This is a genomic window from Nitrobacter sp. CN101 (genome assembly GCF_055390255.1).
Window position 1 is genome coordinate 570,043 of record NZ_AP038833.1, and the last position, 17,422, is coordinate 587,464.

The 17,422-nt window shown below is 58.0% G+C and carries 14 protein-coding genes; 9 read left to right on the forward strand and 5 right to left on the reverse strand.

The window, feature by feature from the left end; translation table 11 throughout:
* Nucleotides 1–20 precede the first annotated feature (20 nt).
* Entirely contained in the window at nucleotides 21–2,468 is a 2,448-nt protein-coding gene (locus ACZ5IL_RS02660; protein ID WP_464594993.1) for a TonB-dependent siderophore receptor, read from the forward strand.
* 144 nt (nucleotides 2,469–2,612) lie between these two features.
* Here ACZ5IL_RS02660 and ACZ5IL_RS02665 read toward each other — a convergent pair whose 3' ends face one another.
* On the reverse strand, nucleotides 2,613–4,667 hold the full coding sequence (locus ACZ5IL_RS02665; protein ID WP_464594995.1) for a hypothetical protein: 2,055 nt from the start codon (nucleotides 4,665–4,667) through the stop codon (nucleotides 2,613–2,615).
* A gap of 487 nt (nucleotides 4,668–5,154) precedes the next feature.
* Between ACZ5IL_RS02665 and ACZ5IL_RS02670 the strand changes: the two genes are divergently transcribed.
* From ACZ5IL_RS02670 to ACZ5IL_RS02680, 3 genes are all read left to right on the forward strand, one after another.
* On the forward strand, nucleotides 5,155–5,493 hold the full coding sequence (locus ACZ5IL_RS02670) for a hypothetical protein (protein WP_464594997.1): 339 nt from the start codon (nucleotides 5,155–5,157) through the stop codon (nucleotides 5,491–5,493).
* Nucleotides 5,494–5,581: 88 nt separating this feature from the next.
* Nucleotides 5,582–5,782: a hypothetical protein gene (locus ACZ5IL_RS02675; protein WP_425907758.1), complete on the forward strand. Its 201-nt coding sequence runs from the start codon at nucleotides 5,582–5,584 to the stop codon at nucleotides 5,780–5,782.
* A 42-nt stretch (nucleotides 5,783–5,824) separates the two neighbouring features.
* Nucleotides 5,825–6,061, forward strand: a complete 237-nt coding sequence (locus ACZ5IL_RS02680; protein WP_464594999.1) for a hypothetical protein — start codon at nucleotides 5,825–5,827, stop codon at nucleotides 6,059–6,061.
* A gap of 135 nt (nucleotides 6,062–6,196) precedes the next feature.
* On the opposite strand, the gene ACZ5IL_RS02685 is transcribed toward ACZ5IL_RS02680, so the two are convergent.
* The 4 genes from ACZ5IL_RS02685 to ACZ5IL_RS02700 all read right to left on the reverse strand — a co-directional run bounded on the left by ACZ5IL_RS02685 (nucleotide 6,197) and on the right by ACZ5IL_RS02700 (nucleotide 10,102).
* Complete coding sequence (locus ACZ5IL_RS02685) at nucleotides 6,197–7,132, reverse strand: DUF2189 domain-containing protein (protein WP_464593853.1); 936 nt, start codon at nucleotides 7,130–7,132, stop codon at nucleotides 6,197–6,199.
* 521 nt (nucleotides 7,133–7,653) lie between these two features.
* Nucleotides 7,654–8,838, reverse strand: coding sequence for an esterase/lipase family protein (locus ACZ5IL_RS02690; RefSeq protein ID WP_464595001.1), 1,185 nt, complete (start codon nucleotides 8,836–8,838; stop codon nucleotides 7,654–7,656).
* Complete coding sequence (locus ACZ5IL_RS02695; RefSeq protein ID WP_464595003.1) at nucleotides 8,822–9,100, reverse strand: hypothetical protein; 279 nt, start codon at nucleotides 9,098–9,100, stop codon at nucleotides 8,822–8,824. The genes ACZ5IL_RS02690 and ACZ5IL_RS02695 overlap by 17 nt, the downstream gene beginning before the upstream one ends.
* A gap of 816 nt (nucleotides 9,101–9,916) precedes the next feature.
* Nucleotides 9,917–10,102, reverse strand: coding sequence for a hypothetical protein (locus ACZ5IL_RS02700; RefSeq protein WP_464595005.1), 186 nt, complete (start codon nucleotides 10,100–10,102; stop codon nucleotides 9,917–9,919).
* A gap of 1,472 nt (nucleotides 10,103–11,574) precedes the next feature.
* Here ACZ5IL_RS02700 and ACZ5IL_RS02705 point away from each other — a divergent pair.
* The 5 genes from ACZ5IL_RS02705 to ACZ5IL_RS02725 all read left to right on the forward strand — a co-directional run bounded on the left by ACZ5IL_RS02705 (nucleotide 11,575) and on the right by ACZ5IL_RS02725 (nucleotide 17,248).
* The gene (locus ACZ5IL_RS02705) at nucleotides 11,575–12,522 is read left to right on the forward strand and encodes a metallophosphoesterase family protein (protein ID WP_464596787.1); all 948 of its coding nucleotides are present in this window, start codon (nucleotides 11,575–11,577) and stop codon (nucleotides 12,520–12,522) included.
* Between the two features lie 9 nt (nucleotides 12,523–12,531).
* A complete protein-coding gene (locus tag ACZ5IL_RS02710; protein WP_464595007.1) occupies nucleotides 12,532–12,861 on the forward strand; it encodes a cupredoxin domain-containing protein in 330 nt (109 codons plus the stop codon).
* A gap of 76 nt (nucleotides 12,862–12,937) precedes the next feature.
* The gene (locus ACZ5IL_RS02715; RefSeq protein ID WP_464595009.1) at nucleotides 12,938–13,501 is read left to right on the forward strand and encodes a sigma-70 family RNA polymerase sigma factor; all 564 of its coding nucleotides are present in this window, start codon (nucleotides 12,938–12,940) and stop codon (nucleotides 13,499–13,501) included.
* Complete coding sequence (locus ACZ5IL_RS02720) at nucleotides 13,498–14,262, forward strand: anti-sigma factor family protein (RefSeq protein ID WP_464595011.1); 765 nt, start codon at nucleotides 13,498–13,500, stop codon at nucleotides 14,260–14,262. The genes ACZ5IL_RS02715 and ACZ5IL_RS02720 overlap by 4 nt, the downstream gene beginning before the upstream one ends.
* Nucleotides 14,263–14,656: 394 nt before the next feature.
* Nucleotides 14,657–17,248: a patatin-like phospholipase family protein gene (locus tag ACZ5IL_RS02725; protein ID WP_464595013.1), complete on the forward strand. Its 2,592-nt coding sequence runs from the start codon at nucleotides 14,657–14,659 to the stop codon at nucleotides 17,246–17,248.
* Nucleotides 17,249–17,422 lie beyond the last annotated feature (174 nt).

Below are 17,422 nucleotides of genomic sequence, written 5' to 3' on the forward strand. Positions count from 1 at the left end.
ACGAATTTGGGGTGGGACTTATGGGTTACAAGGCTCGGACGTTTTCTGGCAGGACCAACAGAAGCAGGGTGTTGGCCGCAGCGCTGATGATGAGCACGGCGATCGTCGCCGGCGTCGTCGTGACAGACCGCGAAGCTTATGCCCAGAACGCGGCGCAGGCTTCGTTCAATGTGCCGGCTGGCCCGCTCAATCGCGCACTGACGGCATTTGGTCGACAGGCCGGCCTGCAAGTGACCTATCTGACCAGCATTGGGACCGGAAAGACGTCGCCGGGCATCTCAGGTTCGGCCACGCCTGAACAAGCGCTCGCGCGCATTCTTCAGGGCACCGGCCTGAGCTACCGCTTCACCAACGCCACTACGGTTGCGATCTCGCAGCAGGCAGTGAGTGGCGGTGGCGGCGCGACGCCGGCTGGCGCGATCGCCCTCGACACCATCGATGTGCAGGGTGAAAGCGCCACGGGTCCGGTTCAAGGTTACGTCGCGAACCGAAGCGTCACGGCAACCAAAACCAACACGCCGCTGATTGAGACGCCACAGTCGATCTCGGTAATCGGCGCGGAGCAGATTCGCGATCAGAAGCTGGTTTCAAAATTCGATGATACCCTGCGCTATACGCCGGGCGTCGTTGCCGGGACCTTTGGGACGGATTTTCGCGACGACTGGTTCATGATCCGTGGTTTTGACGCCCAACAGGACTCACTTTTCCTCGACGGCATGAATCTTTTCTATTTTTCGTTCGCCGGCTTTAAACTGCAGCCATTCAATCTTGAGCGTGTCGAGGTGCTTCGCGGTCCGTCGGCCTCTCTATACGGCGGATCGGCGCCGGGCGGGCTGGTCAATGCCGTGAGCAAGCTGCCTCCGGCGGAGCCCATTCGCTATATGGAGGCCGGCGTCAATAATTTCGGCAACGCCTATACGCAGTTCGATTTCGGCGGTCCTGTCGAGATGCAGCCGGGCAACGGCAAGTTGCTCTACAGAGTCGTCGGCCAGGTTCAGGGCGGCGGCACGCAAACGAACTTCGTCAATAATGACAATTATTTCATTGCGCCGTCCGTGACCTGGATGCCCGACATAGACACGCGACTGACGGTCTTCGCGATGGCGTCCCACAACCAGACCAGAGCACCGAATTTCTTGCCGTATGAAGGCACCGTGACCAATGCTCCGTTCGGCCGGATACCGACCAACCTTTTCACCGGCGATCCCTCGGCTGACCGTTATACGCGCACCCAACAAATGGTCAGTTACCAATTCGAAAAGCATCTCACGGACAATGCGACGTTCCGCCAGAACGCGCGCGCTGCCCATGTCGAGGTGAATTACACGGGAATGTTCGGCCAAGGCTGGGCCACCACTGCGGCTGACGCTAACATTATGCGGGGTAACTTCCTTGCGGCCTCGAAAGCGACTCAGCTCAATATGGACAATCAGTTCGAGTATCGCTTCGCAACGGGTCCGTTGCAGCATACCGCGCTGATGGGTCTCAACCTCAGGCATTATGCGATCGACGACAAGCAGGGTATCGGAACCGGCACGGATCTGAATGTTCTCAATCCGGTCTATGGCGTTAACACACCCTACGACGGCCCGCTTTATCAGGACACTTATCTGACCCAGGGGCAGGTCGGCCTCTACCTTCAGGACCAGATCAAGTGGGAGCGTTTCACGCTGATCCTGTCGGGCCGCAACGATTGGGTCAATCTGGTCAACAACGACCGGATTTATACGCCCGTGAGCCGACAGGACAGCAAATTTACCGGCCGCGCCGGGCTGATCTACAATTTTGACAATGGTCTCGCGCCCTATGCGTCATACTCAACGAGTTATAATCCGATCATTGGCCTGAACTCCTCCGGCGGATTGCTGTTACCTGAAACCGCGGAGCAGACCGAAGTCGGCGTGAAGTATCAGCCCGTAGGTCTCAACGCGCGGTTCGGCGTCGCTTTGTTCGACCTGAAGCGCAAGAACGCCCTGACCACCGACCCCAATAACGTGTTGTTCCAGACCCAGAATGGCGAGGTGACGTCGCGCGGCCTTGAACTGGAGGCCCTTGCCAATATTACCCGCGACTTCAAGGTGGTCGCGAGCTACACCAACTACGAGTTATTCGTCAGCAAGGATCTCGATACCACGTTGATCGGCAAGGTTCCGACTTCGAGGCCGCGCCAGGTGGCTTCGCTCTGGACGGATTACACGATCCGCGAGGGTTCGCTGGATGGGCTGGGTTTCGGCGGTGGCGTGCGCTATGTCGGCTCGTCTTTTGCGGATAATATGAATACTCTTTCCGTACCGGCGGTGGTCCTCGGAGATCTGGCGGTTCACTACGAATGGGCGAACCAGTGGCGCGCGGCGGTCAACGTCGTCAACATCGCCGACACCCAGTATGTCGCAAGCTGCGGTTTTGTTACGTCATGCTTCTACGGCGACCGGCGTCGCATCACGGGAAGTCTCTCCTATAAGTGGTGATGGTGACGGCTTCAAAATCAGCAAAGCAAACCTCCGCTGGCTTAATGCTGTGTCCACACGCGCGGTGATCGGCAGGGTGAGGGATCGCTCATAGCTGATATCCATTGTGGTGGCGATCCGGAAGACCGCCACCGCCATCGCGATCTAGGTCTTCGTCGGCCAACGCCGCTCGTGGAACCAGGTGCGGTACTCCGACGACATCTTCGCGCGTTGCGCCTGCGGTGCGTGCCGCTTGCACGTGGATGCCTCCTCGCTGCCTTCGGACGCGCCCCACCTCACCTCGGCGCAGTCGTTCGGATTATAGGCCATCTCTAAGTGCGCTGCCCGGTCGATGACCTCCTTGAGCGAAAGCGTCCATTGCGAGCCATCGCTGCGCATGTAGGATATTTTTCGCGAAGCAAGCTCGGACGCTAGCACCCCTTGTAATTCGCTTTTCACCCCCTCGATGCTCTTGTTGCTCGGCATCGCGTAGCGCGGCGCTCGCCGAATGACCCGTTCGGGAAAACCGCGCACGACATCGATCGCGATCAACAAACGTAAATCTCGCGCCGGAGTGGAGTAGTCCTCCCAAGCTCCCGTCGTCCCGAAGATCGAGGAGCCATTGGGCATCGTCACCTCTCCGGCATGCTTTTCCTGATATTGTCGTCCGTTTTCGACCGCGGTCACACGCGTCTTCACTTGTTCGTTCAGACTTGCGATGGCGTCTGTCATCGCTTTCACGGGATCGAGCGGCTCCGGCGACATCACGTCATCCATGCGATCGTAAAAGTCCTCGGCACTCATCCTTGTTTGATCGAGCGAAAAGTCGGCGTACTCGGGATTGTTGGTGATTTCGGCGTTGACCAGCCGCCGCAACGAACCGCCTTTGTTGCGCACGATCGGCCGAAAGTGCTTGAAGCCCGGGCTGCCCAGCGCAGGATCATGCACGAACAGGAAATTGCCGCGCCAGAAACGCTTTCGCGTGATCGAGCCGTCGGGCTCAGCATCGACGGCGAGGAAGACGCCCGGCTTGCCGTTCATCTCCGGCACGCGATGCACGAGCATCAGCACGTGGCCGTAGGGGTCAGCATACATCGTGCCCGGGCGAAGCGCTTCTTGGGTCAGTGAGACAGTATAGAAATCGGTGTTGTCGTCACTCGCGCCGACGCGCGCGGCGCCCGTATGCACGACGTCGCCAACGTCCCGCAGGTATTCGCTGAACGTCGTCGGCCGTTTTGGCCGCGCCTTCGGCGGAGCCGCAGGCGTTTCGGTCGACTGCGGCCGGGCAAACCCGGGCAGAAGGATGGGCGGTTGCTCGGGCGGCGGGGCATTGGTGATCGTAACCGACGCAATTTCCTGTTCGGGAGGCGGCGGCGGGCGCGTGACCTCGGGATGCTCCATGTCGAACCACTGGTAGCACTTGGGCGCCTTGCCATTGGCGCCTCGTGAGCAATTGGAGTAGCCGAACGGTAGCCCCATCTTGTAGGCAAAATAGGCGCGCAGAAAGTAGACGAAATCTGCGCAGTCGGGGCGAAGGCCCGTCCGCGCATTATCTTCACCGCGACCTAGATAATTGAACAGGAAATTGCGTGATCGGTCGTGCAGGATTTCATGCCAAACTTTCCACGACAGATCCTGATCGGGGGGCGCGTCAAATAGCTTTTCGATCCACGCAGAGAACAAGGATTCCGTCGCGCGATCCCAGCTGTTACGCACCTTCCAAAAGGCGCCGGGTGGAATAGGCAGGGGGTCTGGTTTGCGCGCGCTTACGGAGATATCGCGTGTGATCGTACTGCAGTCCGCCGTTGGGTGGTCGAGCGTCAGGGTGGCGTGCCACGTACCCGCGGCCGGGGCGGCGACCTCGGCGAACCAGAAGTACGGCGCACTGCCGCGCCGCTCAGACGAGTTGGCCGCGACGCTTCCGTCGGGCGCAACCAGCGAAATCTTACCCTGGAGCGGCTTTTCGGTGACGATCATGACGCGCAGCGGCGTCCCCTTCCAAGGTGCAAACGGCGAGGGCAAGATCGAGAACCCGGTCGCCTGCTCGCACGTGCCTGGGGCCGCTTCGGCCGGCGGGTCTGCCGTCGCGAAAATGAACGCTGCTGCCGCGGCAGCGGCGAATCGGGTGGCGAGACGAATCTTGCCAACCTTGTTGGAACCGGGAACTGCACTCGGTCCCGCCGATCTCGGCTGGGAATAGCGACGTTCAGGGCTTGTCATACTAAGCCTCCATGTTGCATCGCTGTCCCCCAGTGAGGTCAGCTGCCATACCCAGCCGCCGGAACTCTCAAAACGGACGGTTCGCACGCCAACAGCTGAGACAGATTGTCAGGCAAAACACCGTAGATGTGGCGAAAATCGGCGCGACGCGCGACTTTCTCAAAGGTTATCGCCGAACGGTCACGCAGAGGTCAGTGTTGAATGCAGGCTGGCTCGGGTCAGAAACAGAGAATCTGAAATATAGCAATAAGACCAGTTGGTTACGAAACTGGCGGAGAGGGAGACCAAATCTATAGGTATCGCCCTCATTCACATACGTTCGCTGACGTTCAAGAAACACCTGCGTTACAGGCGCAGCTGTGCGTCGGAGTTCTCGCGCATTCGTTCTAATCCGCGTGCAGTCTTTGCGCAAATATGGGCCGGCGTATGGGCGAAAACGTTCGGCGGAAGATAGGGGCTAGTTGGGAGTAGTCCTACTCGCTAGTTGATGCGAAAGCCTCTTCGGCTCCATCCAGACGCTCACGACGCAGGCTTCGAAGGCGGTCTTCTAACGACCGCGAACGAAGCCGCAGCGTCGCTCCCGCTGCGGCGAATCCAGGGTGCATCGAACACGGCGTTGGTCCGCCGGGTTGGTGGTGGTCAATGGGTTGTCAGCAAGGTTGCGCTGGCGATGTTTCTGGATGGCGATGATGTGGTGTTGACTGCGCATAAGGAAGGAAACCGATCCAACAACTGCGTGGTCCCCTGCTTCAGAAGAGAAGGACTGGAAGGGCTGCTCGAGAATCGCGGAAACCTTGTGCAATCTGGAACCACGCGGCAAACCTAATCTTGAAGGTGGAGGCCTTGTGAACGGCGCCCATGGATTTTACCTCCAAAGAAAGGGCTAAGATTTGCCGGAATACGGAGGATTGCTGATGGCTGGAACACGGACTCTCTCAGAGATTGATGCCCGGATCGGCATCATCCGGGACAATATCCGGCAATTGATCGAACAGGCGACAGCGACGTCAGGAGCGGAAAGCGAAGCCTTGGTGTCAGATAGGATCGCTCAACAAACGGAAGAACTGGAGCGACTCACCCACGAGCGGGACGCGCTTGCGAAGAAAACGAGCTGACAGGCGCCTCCTTCCGCGATTGCTAACCCATGGGGCCACTGGATGACTGACCTAGACCCGCTCGAATCTGTTGCCGCGTCCGAATTGGTTTCGTCATCGCTTCTGGCGTCGCTCATTCCTGCGCTGGTCAACCGCGGCGTCCTGACTCAGCAAGATGCCACGGAGATTTATGAAAACGCCCTGATGTTGCTTGAAATGCAACAGGGTGCCGATCCTGCTGTGCAACATGTCTACGAAACAGCTCGTGAGTTGATCGAAGCGCATTTGCGGCCGGAATAGAAAACCCCGCCGGAGCGGGGCTTTCCAAGACTATCTGAAGACGATGATCGGTTGGAGTCTGTGTTGAGCGATCCGCGCGCACCAGCCGCCTCGATTGCCATCGAGACGGCTCTTGCGAGAGCGAACCTCTTTCCATCAATCCGAACTATCGAAGAACCGGTGCTTGCGCCCGTAAGGGGGCAACAAGACGGACGGGAAATCGGCCGCGTAACGCTGTTCTCTCTCAATTTGCTCGGGCTCATGCGCTGACGACGTTAAAGGACTCTCGATCGCCTTGCGATAGAGATGCCACGTCGCATGACCCAGCAACGGCATGATGACCGTGAGACCGAGGAAGAAGGGAATCGACCCGAGCGTCAGCAGGACAGCAACGATCAGACCCCATTCCACGGCCGCGATTGGATTCTTCGCGACCACGCGCATCGACGTCAGAATGGCATCGCTCATGTCGGCGTGTTGATGAAGCATCAGCGGGAACGACACAATGCTGATGCACAAGGCAACGGCCGCGAACAGGAACCCGACGCCGACGCCCATCATGATCATGCGCCAGCCCTCGGACGTGGTGAAGACCTGCGTGAAGAAGTCGGGAATTGCCGAAGCCGGGATATCGCCGTAGGTGGACACGTAGATCGCGTGCGCCGTTACCACCCAAGCGACAAAAATAGCGAGCAACAGCGCGCCCAGTCCAAGCATCGATCCAAACGATGGCGCCCGCAGCACGCGGAATGCGTGCCAGGCTGACGCGTCCATACCGAGCTCGCGCCGATAGCTCAGTTCATAAAGTCCAAGCGCCGCGAATGGCCCGATAAGAGCAAAGCCGGCGGCGATCGGAACCATCATCGGCAAAACCGAGTAGCCGAGCACCATACGCCACAGCAGAATTCCGATTATGGGATAGATAACGCAAAGGACGATGGCGTGGCTGGGAACCGCCTTGAAGTCTTCCCAGCCCAGCCGCAACGCATCAAGCAGGTCGGAGAAGCTGATGTGCCGGATCACCTGTCCGTCTGCGGCGACCGCTCCTGGTCGTTGGTGTGAGGTGTCGTCGATAGGATAATAAGTGGCCATGTTCGTCGTCTCCCTTTCGTGGACTGATCTCTGACCGCCGGAAGGCGCGAGTTCGTCCCTTCGGAAACGATCACGATCAAGACCAGACGCAAGGGCAAGCAACCTGGCCTTGCCGCGACCTGTAAGACCATTCTAATTCCGATCTCTGATGTTGGTTGCTCACTCTTCAGTGAGTTTGTGCTGCGGGATGCATCGGTTATTATTTGTTCGGACGGGGTGCGCAGCCCAATCTTAGGTCATCCGGGATGGGCTGTGGTCTCCGACCAAAGACCCGCCGGTGGGTCTCCCTTGCCGGCGGGTTTTTGTCACGAGTCGCCGCCAACCATATCTTTCAAACCCATCAGATTAATTTCATTGCCTCAGAAGCGAGATAGCAGGCATCGGCACGCCTCGTACTGTGACAGCTGAAGCGATGAAGAATAAGTCCGCACCAGCAGACGCTGCGATGTCCCGCGTTTCCTTGGCCTGCGCCAGGAGCACGCTGCCACGAATTTGCGTGCACTTTCCCTACAATAAATTCTCTAGCATGCGTTTTGAGCACAAACAGTTTTCCCAGCGGGACACTGCTTGACCGCATCTCGAGATGTGAACGTCAATTCGCGCCGATCTGGGGTTACGTTGAAGTGGATACATGTGTTGCTTGCGGCGATGTGATCAAAGAGATCGGCCCAAGTCGCCGCCTTATAAGTGCCGCGTACCGACAATTGACTGACAGCAACTATGGTCGCTGCGTCACCCGAGATTTTGAGGTTCAATCCATCGCGCTTGGCCGTCGGAAGCGAGAACTGGTGGATGAGGTGGTCGAGCTTCGTCCAATCGGACTGTCCGGTTCCCCACTCCTTGAAAGGCACATTCTTGTGGGCATCCGAAGCCTCCAATATGCGATGTTTGGTCCAGTCGTAAATGCGCGAATTTCGGTCTTCGGGTTTTACGATTGCGAAATGGCCCGCCGAGACGGGGTAGGCCCGATCATCCTGCGGCGTTTCCGAGTAAAGCTGGGGAACCACCTTGATGCCGTAGGTGGCTTGGGTTTCATAGGCGACGAATGCGCGCGGGACTCGATCTCTGCGACCCTTATCGAAGTAGTCCTTCCATTGGTTCTCCAGAATCTGCAGATATGTGTTCACATCATATGATCGCAGATCAACGAGCGGGCGCGCAACGCCGCCAAGTCGCGTCAGCATCTCGAGGTAGTTGGCGGCATTTGCGCCTTTTGCCGGGGTCGAAATGAAAATGACCCCGCTGACTTGCTGTTCCAGAGCGGGGCTCCGCGCTTGCCAAAGGTCGATAAGAAATCTCTTTACGACCAAGCCGCCCATGCTGTGACAGACAAAGTAGATTTCATTGTAGTCGTCAAAAATGCGCTGATCGGTCATCGTTGTTCGCACGACCGTCGCAATCTGTTCGATGCTCATCCCCGATGTGATGCCCGCGTCATAGTTGATTGCGAGAACATCGAATGAACTCATCTCCGGATCGTCGGCAAGAAGCTGCGGCCAATAGGCGTGCGTCGTGTCATTCGTGAACGTTCCTCTGGCATCTCCAAGTATGCCATGGGCAAAAATGACGATTTTGTCGGCGCCCTTCCGCTTGACGAATAGGTCGGGCTGTTGGGCAGCCGCGGTAAGGGTTAGAAGTATCGAACTCGCGAACAGCCAGACTACGCTCAACATCAAATGTCGATACGACTTACCTTGGCGCTTCATCACAATCTCTCCGCACCTTGGCAAATCTAGTTTTCAATACAAGGAGGAACTGATCATCGCGGAACTGCACGCAGCCGGCAGTGATCGCGACGTTGTAGTTCCTGCCATCGGCAGAAAGCTGCTCTCTCGAAACCTCTCCTCGCGTATCCGGCGTGAAGAGCGAGGTGTATTTCTCATCCGAATATTTTGAAAGGAAGGCGCGATATAAGCCGAGCCGGTCCGGGGCGTTGCGGCCAAGAGCGCCTGCGATGAGCGTTCCCATCGCATTGACGGTCGTGCTGGGCTGCTGCGGCGTAAAGAGTGCGGATGCAGCCCGCTCAAATCCGTCGTCTCCCGGTCCACCGAAATCCGGCAGACTAAGCCCTTGTCGCTGAAGGTCGTTCAAGACGCGGGCGTTCTGGTCTCGGTTTCCCCCGCTATTCCAGTCCAATTTGCAAGACTGGCTGCCGTTCTGTGTCTTGGTGCAAGTACCGTTGCCCGATGAATCCGCTGGAATAGCATCGCGACAGGAGCAGTCGGTGGCAAAGCTCGGCGTGTTCGCCAAAAGTAGTGCAACGCAGATTGGCAAAAACAAAACCGACCTGGCTCGTTCAAATGCAGCAATCATACCCCGGCCGTCTCATTCGTTGCTTCGACACTTAAAATTAGCCCGTAGTTGAAGTCAACGTTGCTTACGTGCGCTCGGCGAAGGGTCGCAGTTCGACCTGAATGACTGAGCGTGATCCGCATACCGCAGGTTGTTGACGCGCCTTATATGGCCCTTCCCCTGAAGGGATTGTCATTTGGGGATGCCATGTTGCCTGCGCTCCTTCACCGGGTTGTCACAGTCCTGATGCAGCACGCGCACGGGCGAGCCGGTGCGACTTCGTGGTCATGCCTGAAAATGGAGCGCGTTCCGACCTAAGTCAGCCGCTAAGCATGGGGAGCGTTCAGTCCTCACCACAACAGTTAGATCAAGTAGGAACCAAGCTGTCATCCGGGACTCATTTGACGGGACGGAATTCTGCGACTCACGCGCACAATGCTTCCGATGCCTGAGCCCGATGGTGGGCGGCAGGACAAAACAACGATCCCGTGATCATTTCGGCGGTTGAAGTTCCGGCGAATTGATCCAATTGTAAAGCTTTGTGGCTTTGTCGGCCTGTGCGATTTTCTTGAGCAATGCGTCTTGTTCCGGCCCCGGCGCCATCGTCGCTGCCTGCTCTCGAACCTCGTCGGCCCATGCCGCAAGGCGATCTTGCAGGCTCGTGAGTTGCTTGGACATAAGGCTGCTGCTCCCGCTTTAGACGAAAGAGAGAGTGGGAGGGATCTTAGCGCCGGCGACTTCCGGTGCGCGAGTCAAAATGAGATGAACTCACCACCGAGGCGACCGGGGCCGGGCCGTGGCAACACGACCACTAATCATGCCTCCTCGCGCGGAGCGCGACAAAAGCGGCACCTGCAAATAGGCAGACCGGGACTATCAGCCCAAAGAGAACGCCGGGAATTCCCTTCTTCGTATAAAGTCCATAGCCGGGTCCGATGATAGAATCTTTGCCCTGACCGGACAAAACAAGGATAGCGATATGGTCCTCGCGACTAAACGCGCCTTGGCCAAAGTTTAAAAATACAAATGCCGTCGTTGCGCCGACCATTAAGAGCAGTCCGACTACTAAGATTCGCTGAGCGTCATTCACTAAAAGTGCCCTCCCTTGCCGTCGCTTAAGTCGAGTTAGGGCGAAGGAAGAGCGGCGAAAAGTACGCGAATCCGTACCTCTACCTATCGGATGAGGGTATCTCTGAGAGAAGTCGCTATTGAACGAGGGATCAGGCGGAGGCGACATCCTGAGCGCAGCCCGCGAAAAGGCCCGCCGGAGTTGTAGGGTGACAGCGGGCCAATTCGGGTTCGGGGATCATGAAGCTGTGGGTCAACCCGTTCCAGTGATTTAATACAGCCGAAGGAAAGTTGTTCCCCCGGGTTTGATACTGGAGGTGGGGTTGACGACGATGTGACTGCCGCATTGCGCTAGATCAAATCATGCGCCTGAGAGTGATGCTTGAACAATGCTTAGGCTACGGGCCCGCCCTGGGCCCTGTTTCTCCTCTGGACTGACCCGGCTGCCTTAACCAGCGGCCGGGTCTTTTTGCTTTTATCGATCCCTCGCCAGTTTCCGCTTTCCCAATTGCGCCCCTTCTTACCTTCCGGGTTGCCGATCGTGGCGATGTCTCGCCGTGCACGGCCTTATGAAAGACGATCCGCACCATGAACACGAACGGGCCGCTGTGCTCCGCCGCCTCATGCAGCACCTTCGCGGCGCGCTGCCATGGCTTTGTGGCGCCGGTCTTCCTCGGTAGAATCGTCGCATATTCAGCTTCTCCGATGGTGCGGATTATCCGGCCATCCGGCATCGGGATCGGATCCTCGAAGCGGTGGGACTATTCATCGTGTAAACAGGTCGGTCCCGGCTTGCGTGAAGGTTACATAGGTGCCGCTTTCGTGCATCGATAGCCGCAGTGCCGGCTGGCCGAGACGAAGTTCTCTCTACCCTGACGCGATGAGCGGCCCAATATGATGGCGGCAAAAGGCGCGGCCGCGACGATCGAGTATCGCCGGTAACGATTTCGTCAACGCGCCCGGCGCACCGACAAAATTCCAGACAAGCCAAGCCCTTGGCGTCTCCAGAACGCTCGGGAATAAATCCGGCGACGCGCCGATCAGGTCTGCATGCCCAATGAAGGGCTCTGGGAGACTTAATGATGAGCCACGACCACAATCACGACGGCGACGGTGTCAGCCGCCGCAAGGTGCTGGAATGCATGACCTGGGCAGGCACGGGTGTCCTATGGACCATTGCCGGCGGCGTGCCACGATCCCTCGGCATCGTCGGATCGGCACGGGCGGCGGAAGCGTCCGCATCCGCTTTCACTTTCCTGCAGATCAGTGACAGCCATATCGGCTTCGACAAGGCCGCCAACCCTCATGCGCTCGCCACGCTCGAGGAGGCAATCGGCAAGATCAAGACGCTGCCGGTGAAGCCGTCCTTCATGATCCATACCGGCGACATCACGCACCTGTCGAAAGCCTCCGAATTCGACGACGCGGAGCGCATCATCTCGCAATCGCGGCTCGACGTGCACTACGTGCCGGGCGAACACGACGTCATCGACGAGGAGGTCAGGCTGTACCGCGAACGCTATGGACGCGGCACCAAGGGCGCAGGCTGGTATTCCTTCGACGCCAACGGCGTGCACTTCATCGGCCTCGTCAATGTCGTCGATCTCAAGGCCGGAGGTCTTGGCAATCTCGGCGTTGAGCAACTGGCATGGCTCGCGGACGACCTGAAAGGTCGCTCCAACTCGCAGCCGATCGTTGTGTTCGCGCATATCCCGCTATGGAGCGTCTATCCGACGTGGGGCTGGGGCACCGACGACGGCGCGCGGGCGCTCGACCTGCTAAAGGACTTCGGCTCGGTGACCGTGCTCAACGGCCACATCCACCAGGTGATGCAGAAGGTCGAAGGCAACGTCACCTTCCATACCGCGCGCTCGACCGCCTTCCCACAACCTGTGCCGGGCACCGCGCCCTCACCCGGGCCGATGAAGGTCGCCGACGACAAGCTGCGCAGCCTGCTCGGCATCGCCAGCGTCGTTTTTAAACCCGGCGAGGAACGCCTCGCCATCATCGACACGCCGCTGCAAAGCTAAAGGAACGCGATGATGTTTCTGAACTTGCGCACAGGGACCGTCCGGCTCGCAGTGGCTGCGGCGCTTGCAATGCAAATCTCCGTTGCCCGTTGCGAGGAGGTGTCGGTGACAATCGACAACTTCACCTTCGCACCGGCGCAACTGACGGTGAAGATCGGCACCACCGTGACATGGACCAACCGCGACGACATTCCGCATACGGTCGTTTCGGCGGGTAAATTCCGCTCCAAGGCGTTGGATACCGACGACAAATACTCGTTCACCTTCACAAGCGCCGGCGACTACAAATATTTTTGCTCGCTGCATCCGCACATGGAGGGGATGATCAAGGTTGAGTAATGGCCAGAAACAAGGCATCACCTTGGGGTCTGGGCAGTGTCACGCCGCTCGGCCCCACCCGGCTGCGAAGACCACGATGTTGTTTGGTTCAACCGGAGACGATCAGGAAAAAGGGCGGCACTTTCGCGAGGCCGCGCTGCCCTACCTCGACGACGTCTACACCGTCGCGCGCTATCTCCTGCGCGACCCCGCCGACGCAGAGGACGCCGTGCAGGAATGCTATCTGCGCGCGCTGAAGCATTTCGATACCTACCGCGGGCCGGCGATGAAGCCGTGGCTGCTCGCGATCCTGCGCAATGTTTGCCACGCCGAACTCGCCCGCCGCGCCAGGTCGGCCGCAACGACGGTCGATGACCTGCCCGAACGCGCTGAGGCAACCGCACCGGTGTGGCAGGAGACCCAGGGCACACCGGAAACACAGACATTACAAAAAAGCGATGCGAATGCGATCCGGCGGATGATCGCGGCGCTTGAGGAGCCCTTCAGAGAAACCTTCGTGCTGCGCGAAATCCAAAATCTGTCCTATCGCGAGATCGCCGAGACTGTCGGCGTACCGGTCGGCACCGTCATGTCACGGCTCGCGCGGGCGCGCGCCATGCTGCGGTCGGCGTGGCTTGCGGAAGAGGAGCTACCCAAATGACCTGCGACGAAGCAGACATCCTTCTGCACGCGCTGCTCGATGGCGAACTCGATGCCGGCCATGCGCGCGAAGTCGAAAACCATATTGCCACCTGCGCGCGCTGCACGGTCGCACTCGAGAGCTACCGCGACATGAAGATGGCCATCGTGGCGGCGGATGTGCACTTCACCGCACCCGCGCATTTGCGCCAACGGATCGAAGCGGCATTACCAAAATCGCCGCACGGCACCAGCCGTCGCTCACTGCTCGCAGGCTTCGCCATGGGCTCGGCGGTCTCTGCGATAGCTGCGACTGGTATCGTTGCCATCGTGCTGCGCGATGATGACGAGCAACGCATTGCTTCGGAAGTTGTGTCGGCGCACCTGCGGTCGTTGCAGGCCGGGCATCTGACCGACGTACTGTCGACCGACCGGCACACGGTCAAACCGTGGTTCAACGGGCGGCTCGATGCATCGCCGCCCGTGATCGATCTGACGGCGCTGGGCTTCACGCTGATCGGCGGCCGGCTCGATTACATCGATGGGCGAACCATCGGCGCGGTCGTCTACAAGCGGCGCGCGCACGTTATCAATCTTTTCGTCGCACACACGCCGACCGCCACGCATAGCGCCGCGCATGCCACCGATGTACAAGGCTTCAACATCCGCCACTGGCGCGACCACGGTCTGAGCTTCTGGGCGGTGAGCGATCTCAATGTCGACGAGCTTGCCGAATTCAGCGACAAATTCGAAAGCGCGATGGGACCGAACGGAAACGGCTAAGCATGATCCCGAAACCGATTTCGGAAAGGCCGGAGTCTGAATTCAACGACGTTGGATCAGACGCTAGAGATGCTGCAGGCTAAACCCCTGCTATTTGCTCTCACGGTTGAACTTGCCGTTGACCAGCTGCTCTCTTTTGATCGCTTTTCGGACATTGACTGGCGCTGCCCGTCGGCCTCCCGACGCCAGCTCAGTATCTAACGAACGGGCGCGCTTCGCCGGCGGCGAGCGACCGATACGCAAAGGCAAGCAGTGATTTTTTCTTCTTTCGCCGAGGGCACTCAAAGAATTGATGATATTTGGTCCATTTTATCATCAGTTTGTATAAGCCATTAACTCACCAACATAGTTCCTCCGAACCTTGCTACCTAGCTAATACAAAAATGGCACGTAGGTGAAGTTTTATGATTGGCTGGGCCCCGCCGCTCCTCAAGCGGGTGTCACCGATCCGGTGCAGCTCATGGGGGTTAAAGTGAGTGACCAAAAATCCAATGCTTTGCCAAGGTTTGCTCCCGGTACTGTGACGCACCTTGTCACCCACTTCGCGGAAGTTTATGGGGCCGAATACGCCGATATCAGACAGGCACCGAGCGCGACTAGGTCGCCGAGCGCTCAGGACGGCATGATCGGGTTGGCTCTTTCCGGTGGGGGAATCCGTTCTGCTTCGTTCTGCCTAGGTGTCTTGCAAGCTCTCAATGCCGAAGGCGTCCTGAAGAAGTTCAGCTATCTTTCGACGGTGTCGGGCGGCGGCTACATTGGGACTTCAATGACAGTCTCGATGTCTGCGGCCGAGATTGAAGAGAGGGAGAAAGCGCCGGCGTCCGCCGTGCGACCAGAAGCTCACGACCGGGCGGCTTGGAGATTTCCGTTTGGCAAGACCGGAGAGGAGATCGGAGAGACCGACGAGACACGGCATTTGAGAGATCGCTCGAGATATCTGCTGCAAAATGGAATCGCCTCCGCTTTATCCGCTCTGGTGATTTACCTTCGCGGAATCGCAATGAATGTGCTCATTGTGTTTCCATTCTTGCTTTTGGCTGCCGCATTTTTCGTGCTCTGCAAACCGGATACACACGCGCTCGTCAGCCCTCTTTCATGGCTGTCGTGGCTGCCCAAGGGCATACTTGAAAGTGGATGGCCGCTGACGATTTGCGCGAGCGGAGCATTTTCCATTTTCCTGATAGTCTATGCGATTGCGGTATCAATCGTGCCCATTCTTCGCAAATCTGTCCGTCAAAATATTGCGAAGGGAGCAACGATCGTTCTTCTACTCTGTATAGTCCCCGTTCTGCTCGAAATTCATTTTGCTCTCCTGCGGCTTATGTTCAAGCCGGAGCACTTGGGCATGGTGTCAAATGCCGCGGGTCCTACTGCCGGACCTACCACGTGGTTCTCTGATGTTCCTCGGCTCGTGGGACTCATAACGCCGGTGGTAATTGCCGTGATGCCATTCCTAAAGCGTATATCGGAGAAGGCCGTTAAAGCGGCAACGACATCGCTTTCGGATGCGGCATCAAAATGGACGAGCAGAATTATCCTGATCGTCGTCGCGGCAGTTGTTCCGCTTCTTCTATGGCTTACTAGCCTTCAGCTTGCCTACTGGGCGATCGGTATCAGTTCGTGCGAAACGCTGGGTACTGCCGGATGCAATGGGCCTTGGGGTAGCGTTTCGTGGGACCAATCGCCTCCGATCCTCAATTGGCTTTTTCAGCAGGTAAACACATTTGTCCCTATCTACGGCGCGAGCGCTGCCTATGCGATGCTAGCCGTCCTTCAACTGATTCTATGGCCGCTCATTAACGTCAATTCTAACTCCCTCCATCAACTCTACCGAGATAGATTGGGGAGCGCCTTTCTTTTTCGGAGACGCGGTGTAGATGGTCTGCTGGAGGAAGCAGATAGATTTCCACTCTCTCAGCTTGTGTCAGAAGCCTCGCCTTATCATCTCATCAATGTTGCTTTGAATGTTCCCGGATCAAGCTTTGCCAATCGCAGGGGCAGAAACGCCGATTTCTTTCTGTTCAGCAAACGGTTCGTTGGCAGCGAACTGACCGGATATGTGGATACCAGACTGGCCGAGGCCGCCATGGATGGGCTGAACGCCGGCACCGCGATGGCCATATCGGGCGCGGCAGCTGCTCCGAACATGGGCATGGCCTCAATGCGCCCTCTTTCCGCGACGATAGCACTGCTCAACGTAAGGCTCGGACGGTGGATGCGGCATCCCTACGACATCGTAAAGTACGCAACAACAAGCGAGCTTACGCAATGGTGGCGCGGCCGTCCCGGCCCCACGCGTCTTCTGAGTGAGGCATTCTTCAAGTCGGGAGCGGACGTTACGGAGCTGAACCAAAACGGGGGGAAGGATGCCGGTTTTGTGTTCCTCACTGATGGCGGTCACATCGAGAACCTTGGAGTGTACGAACTCTTGCGCCGGCGCTGCTCAGTGATCGTGGCCGTCGACGCGGAAGCGGATCCGGACTACAACTTTTCGTCTTTGGTGCAGCTCGAACGCTTCGCCCGCATCGATCTCGGTACCCGCATAGTGCTCAACTGGCAGCCGATCAGCGAGCAGTCACGTTCGGTGTCGAAGAGCTTGGCTGCAGGTGAAAGATCCTCGCAGGCAGGTCCGCACGTAGCCATTGGCCTTATCGATTACCCTCCCTCGGTGGAGGGCGGGCCTAGGGAGGAAGGAGTGTTCGTCCATATCAAGTCATCGATGAGCGGCGACGAGAATGACTACATCTTCGATTATAAAAGAAGAAATCCGGAGTTCCCCCAAGAGTCGACAATGGAGCAACTGTTTTCCGAAGAGCAACTGGAGGCCTACAGGTCGTTGGGCGAGCATATCGCCCGGCGATTTTGCCGCGGCGAGGATGATGTTAGTCTCGTGCCTACGCATGCGCAATTTCTTACAAAACATGCAAGACAAATTTTTCCTAGTATGCGGTCCACGCTGGAGGGTGAAGGGGTGGGCACAGCTTGATAGCTCATTGGTCTCCCAGCCCGTTTCGGTTTTCGATTGATAGGTGAGTAACCGTTAGAGCAGTGACTGGCCGAAGCGCTGGCGTTAGCGTTTCAAGCTAGGAAGGCCACGAGGGAAGGCGCTATCAAACCAAGAGCCTGCTTCAACAAACGTGATGCGGTATCACGATTGTGG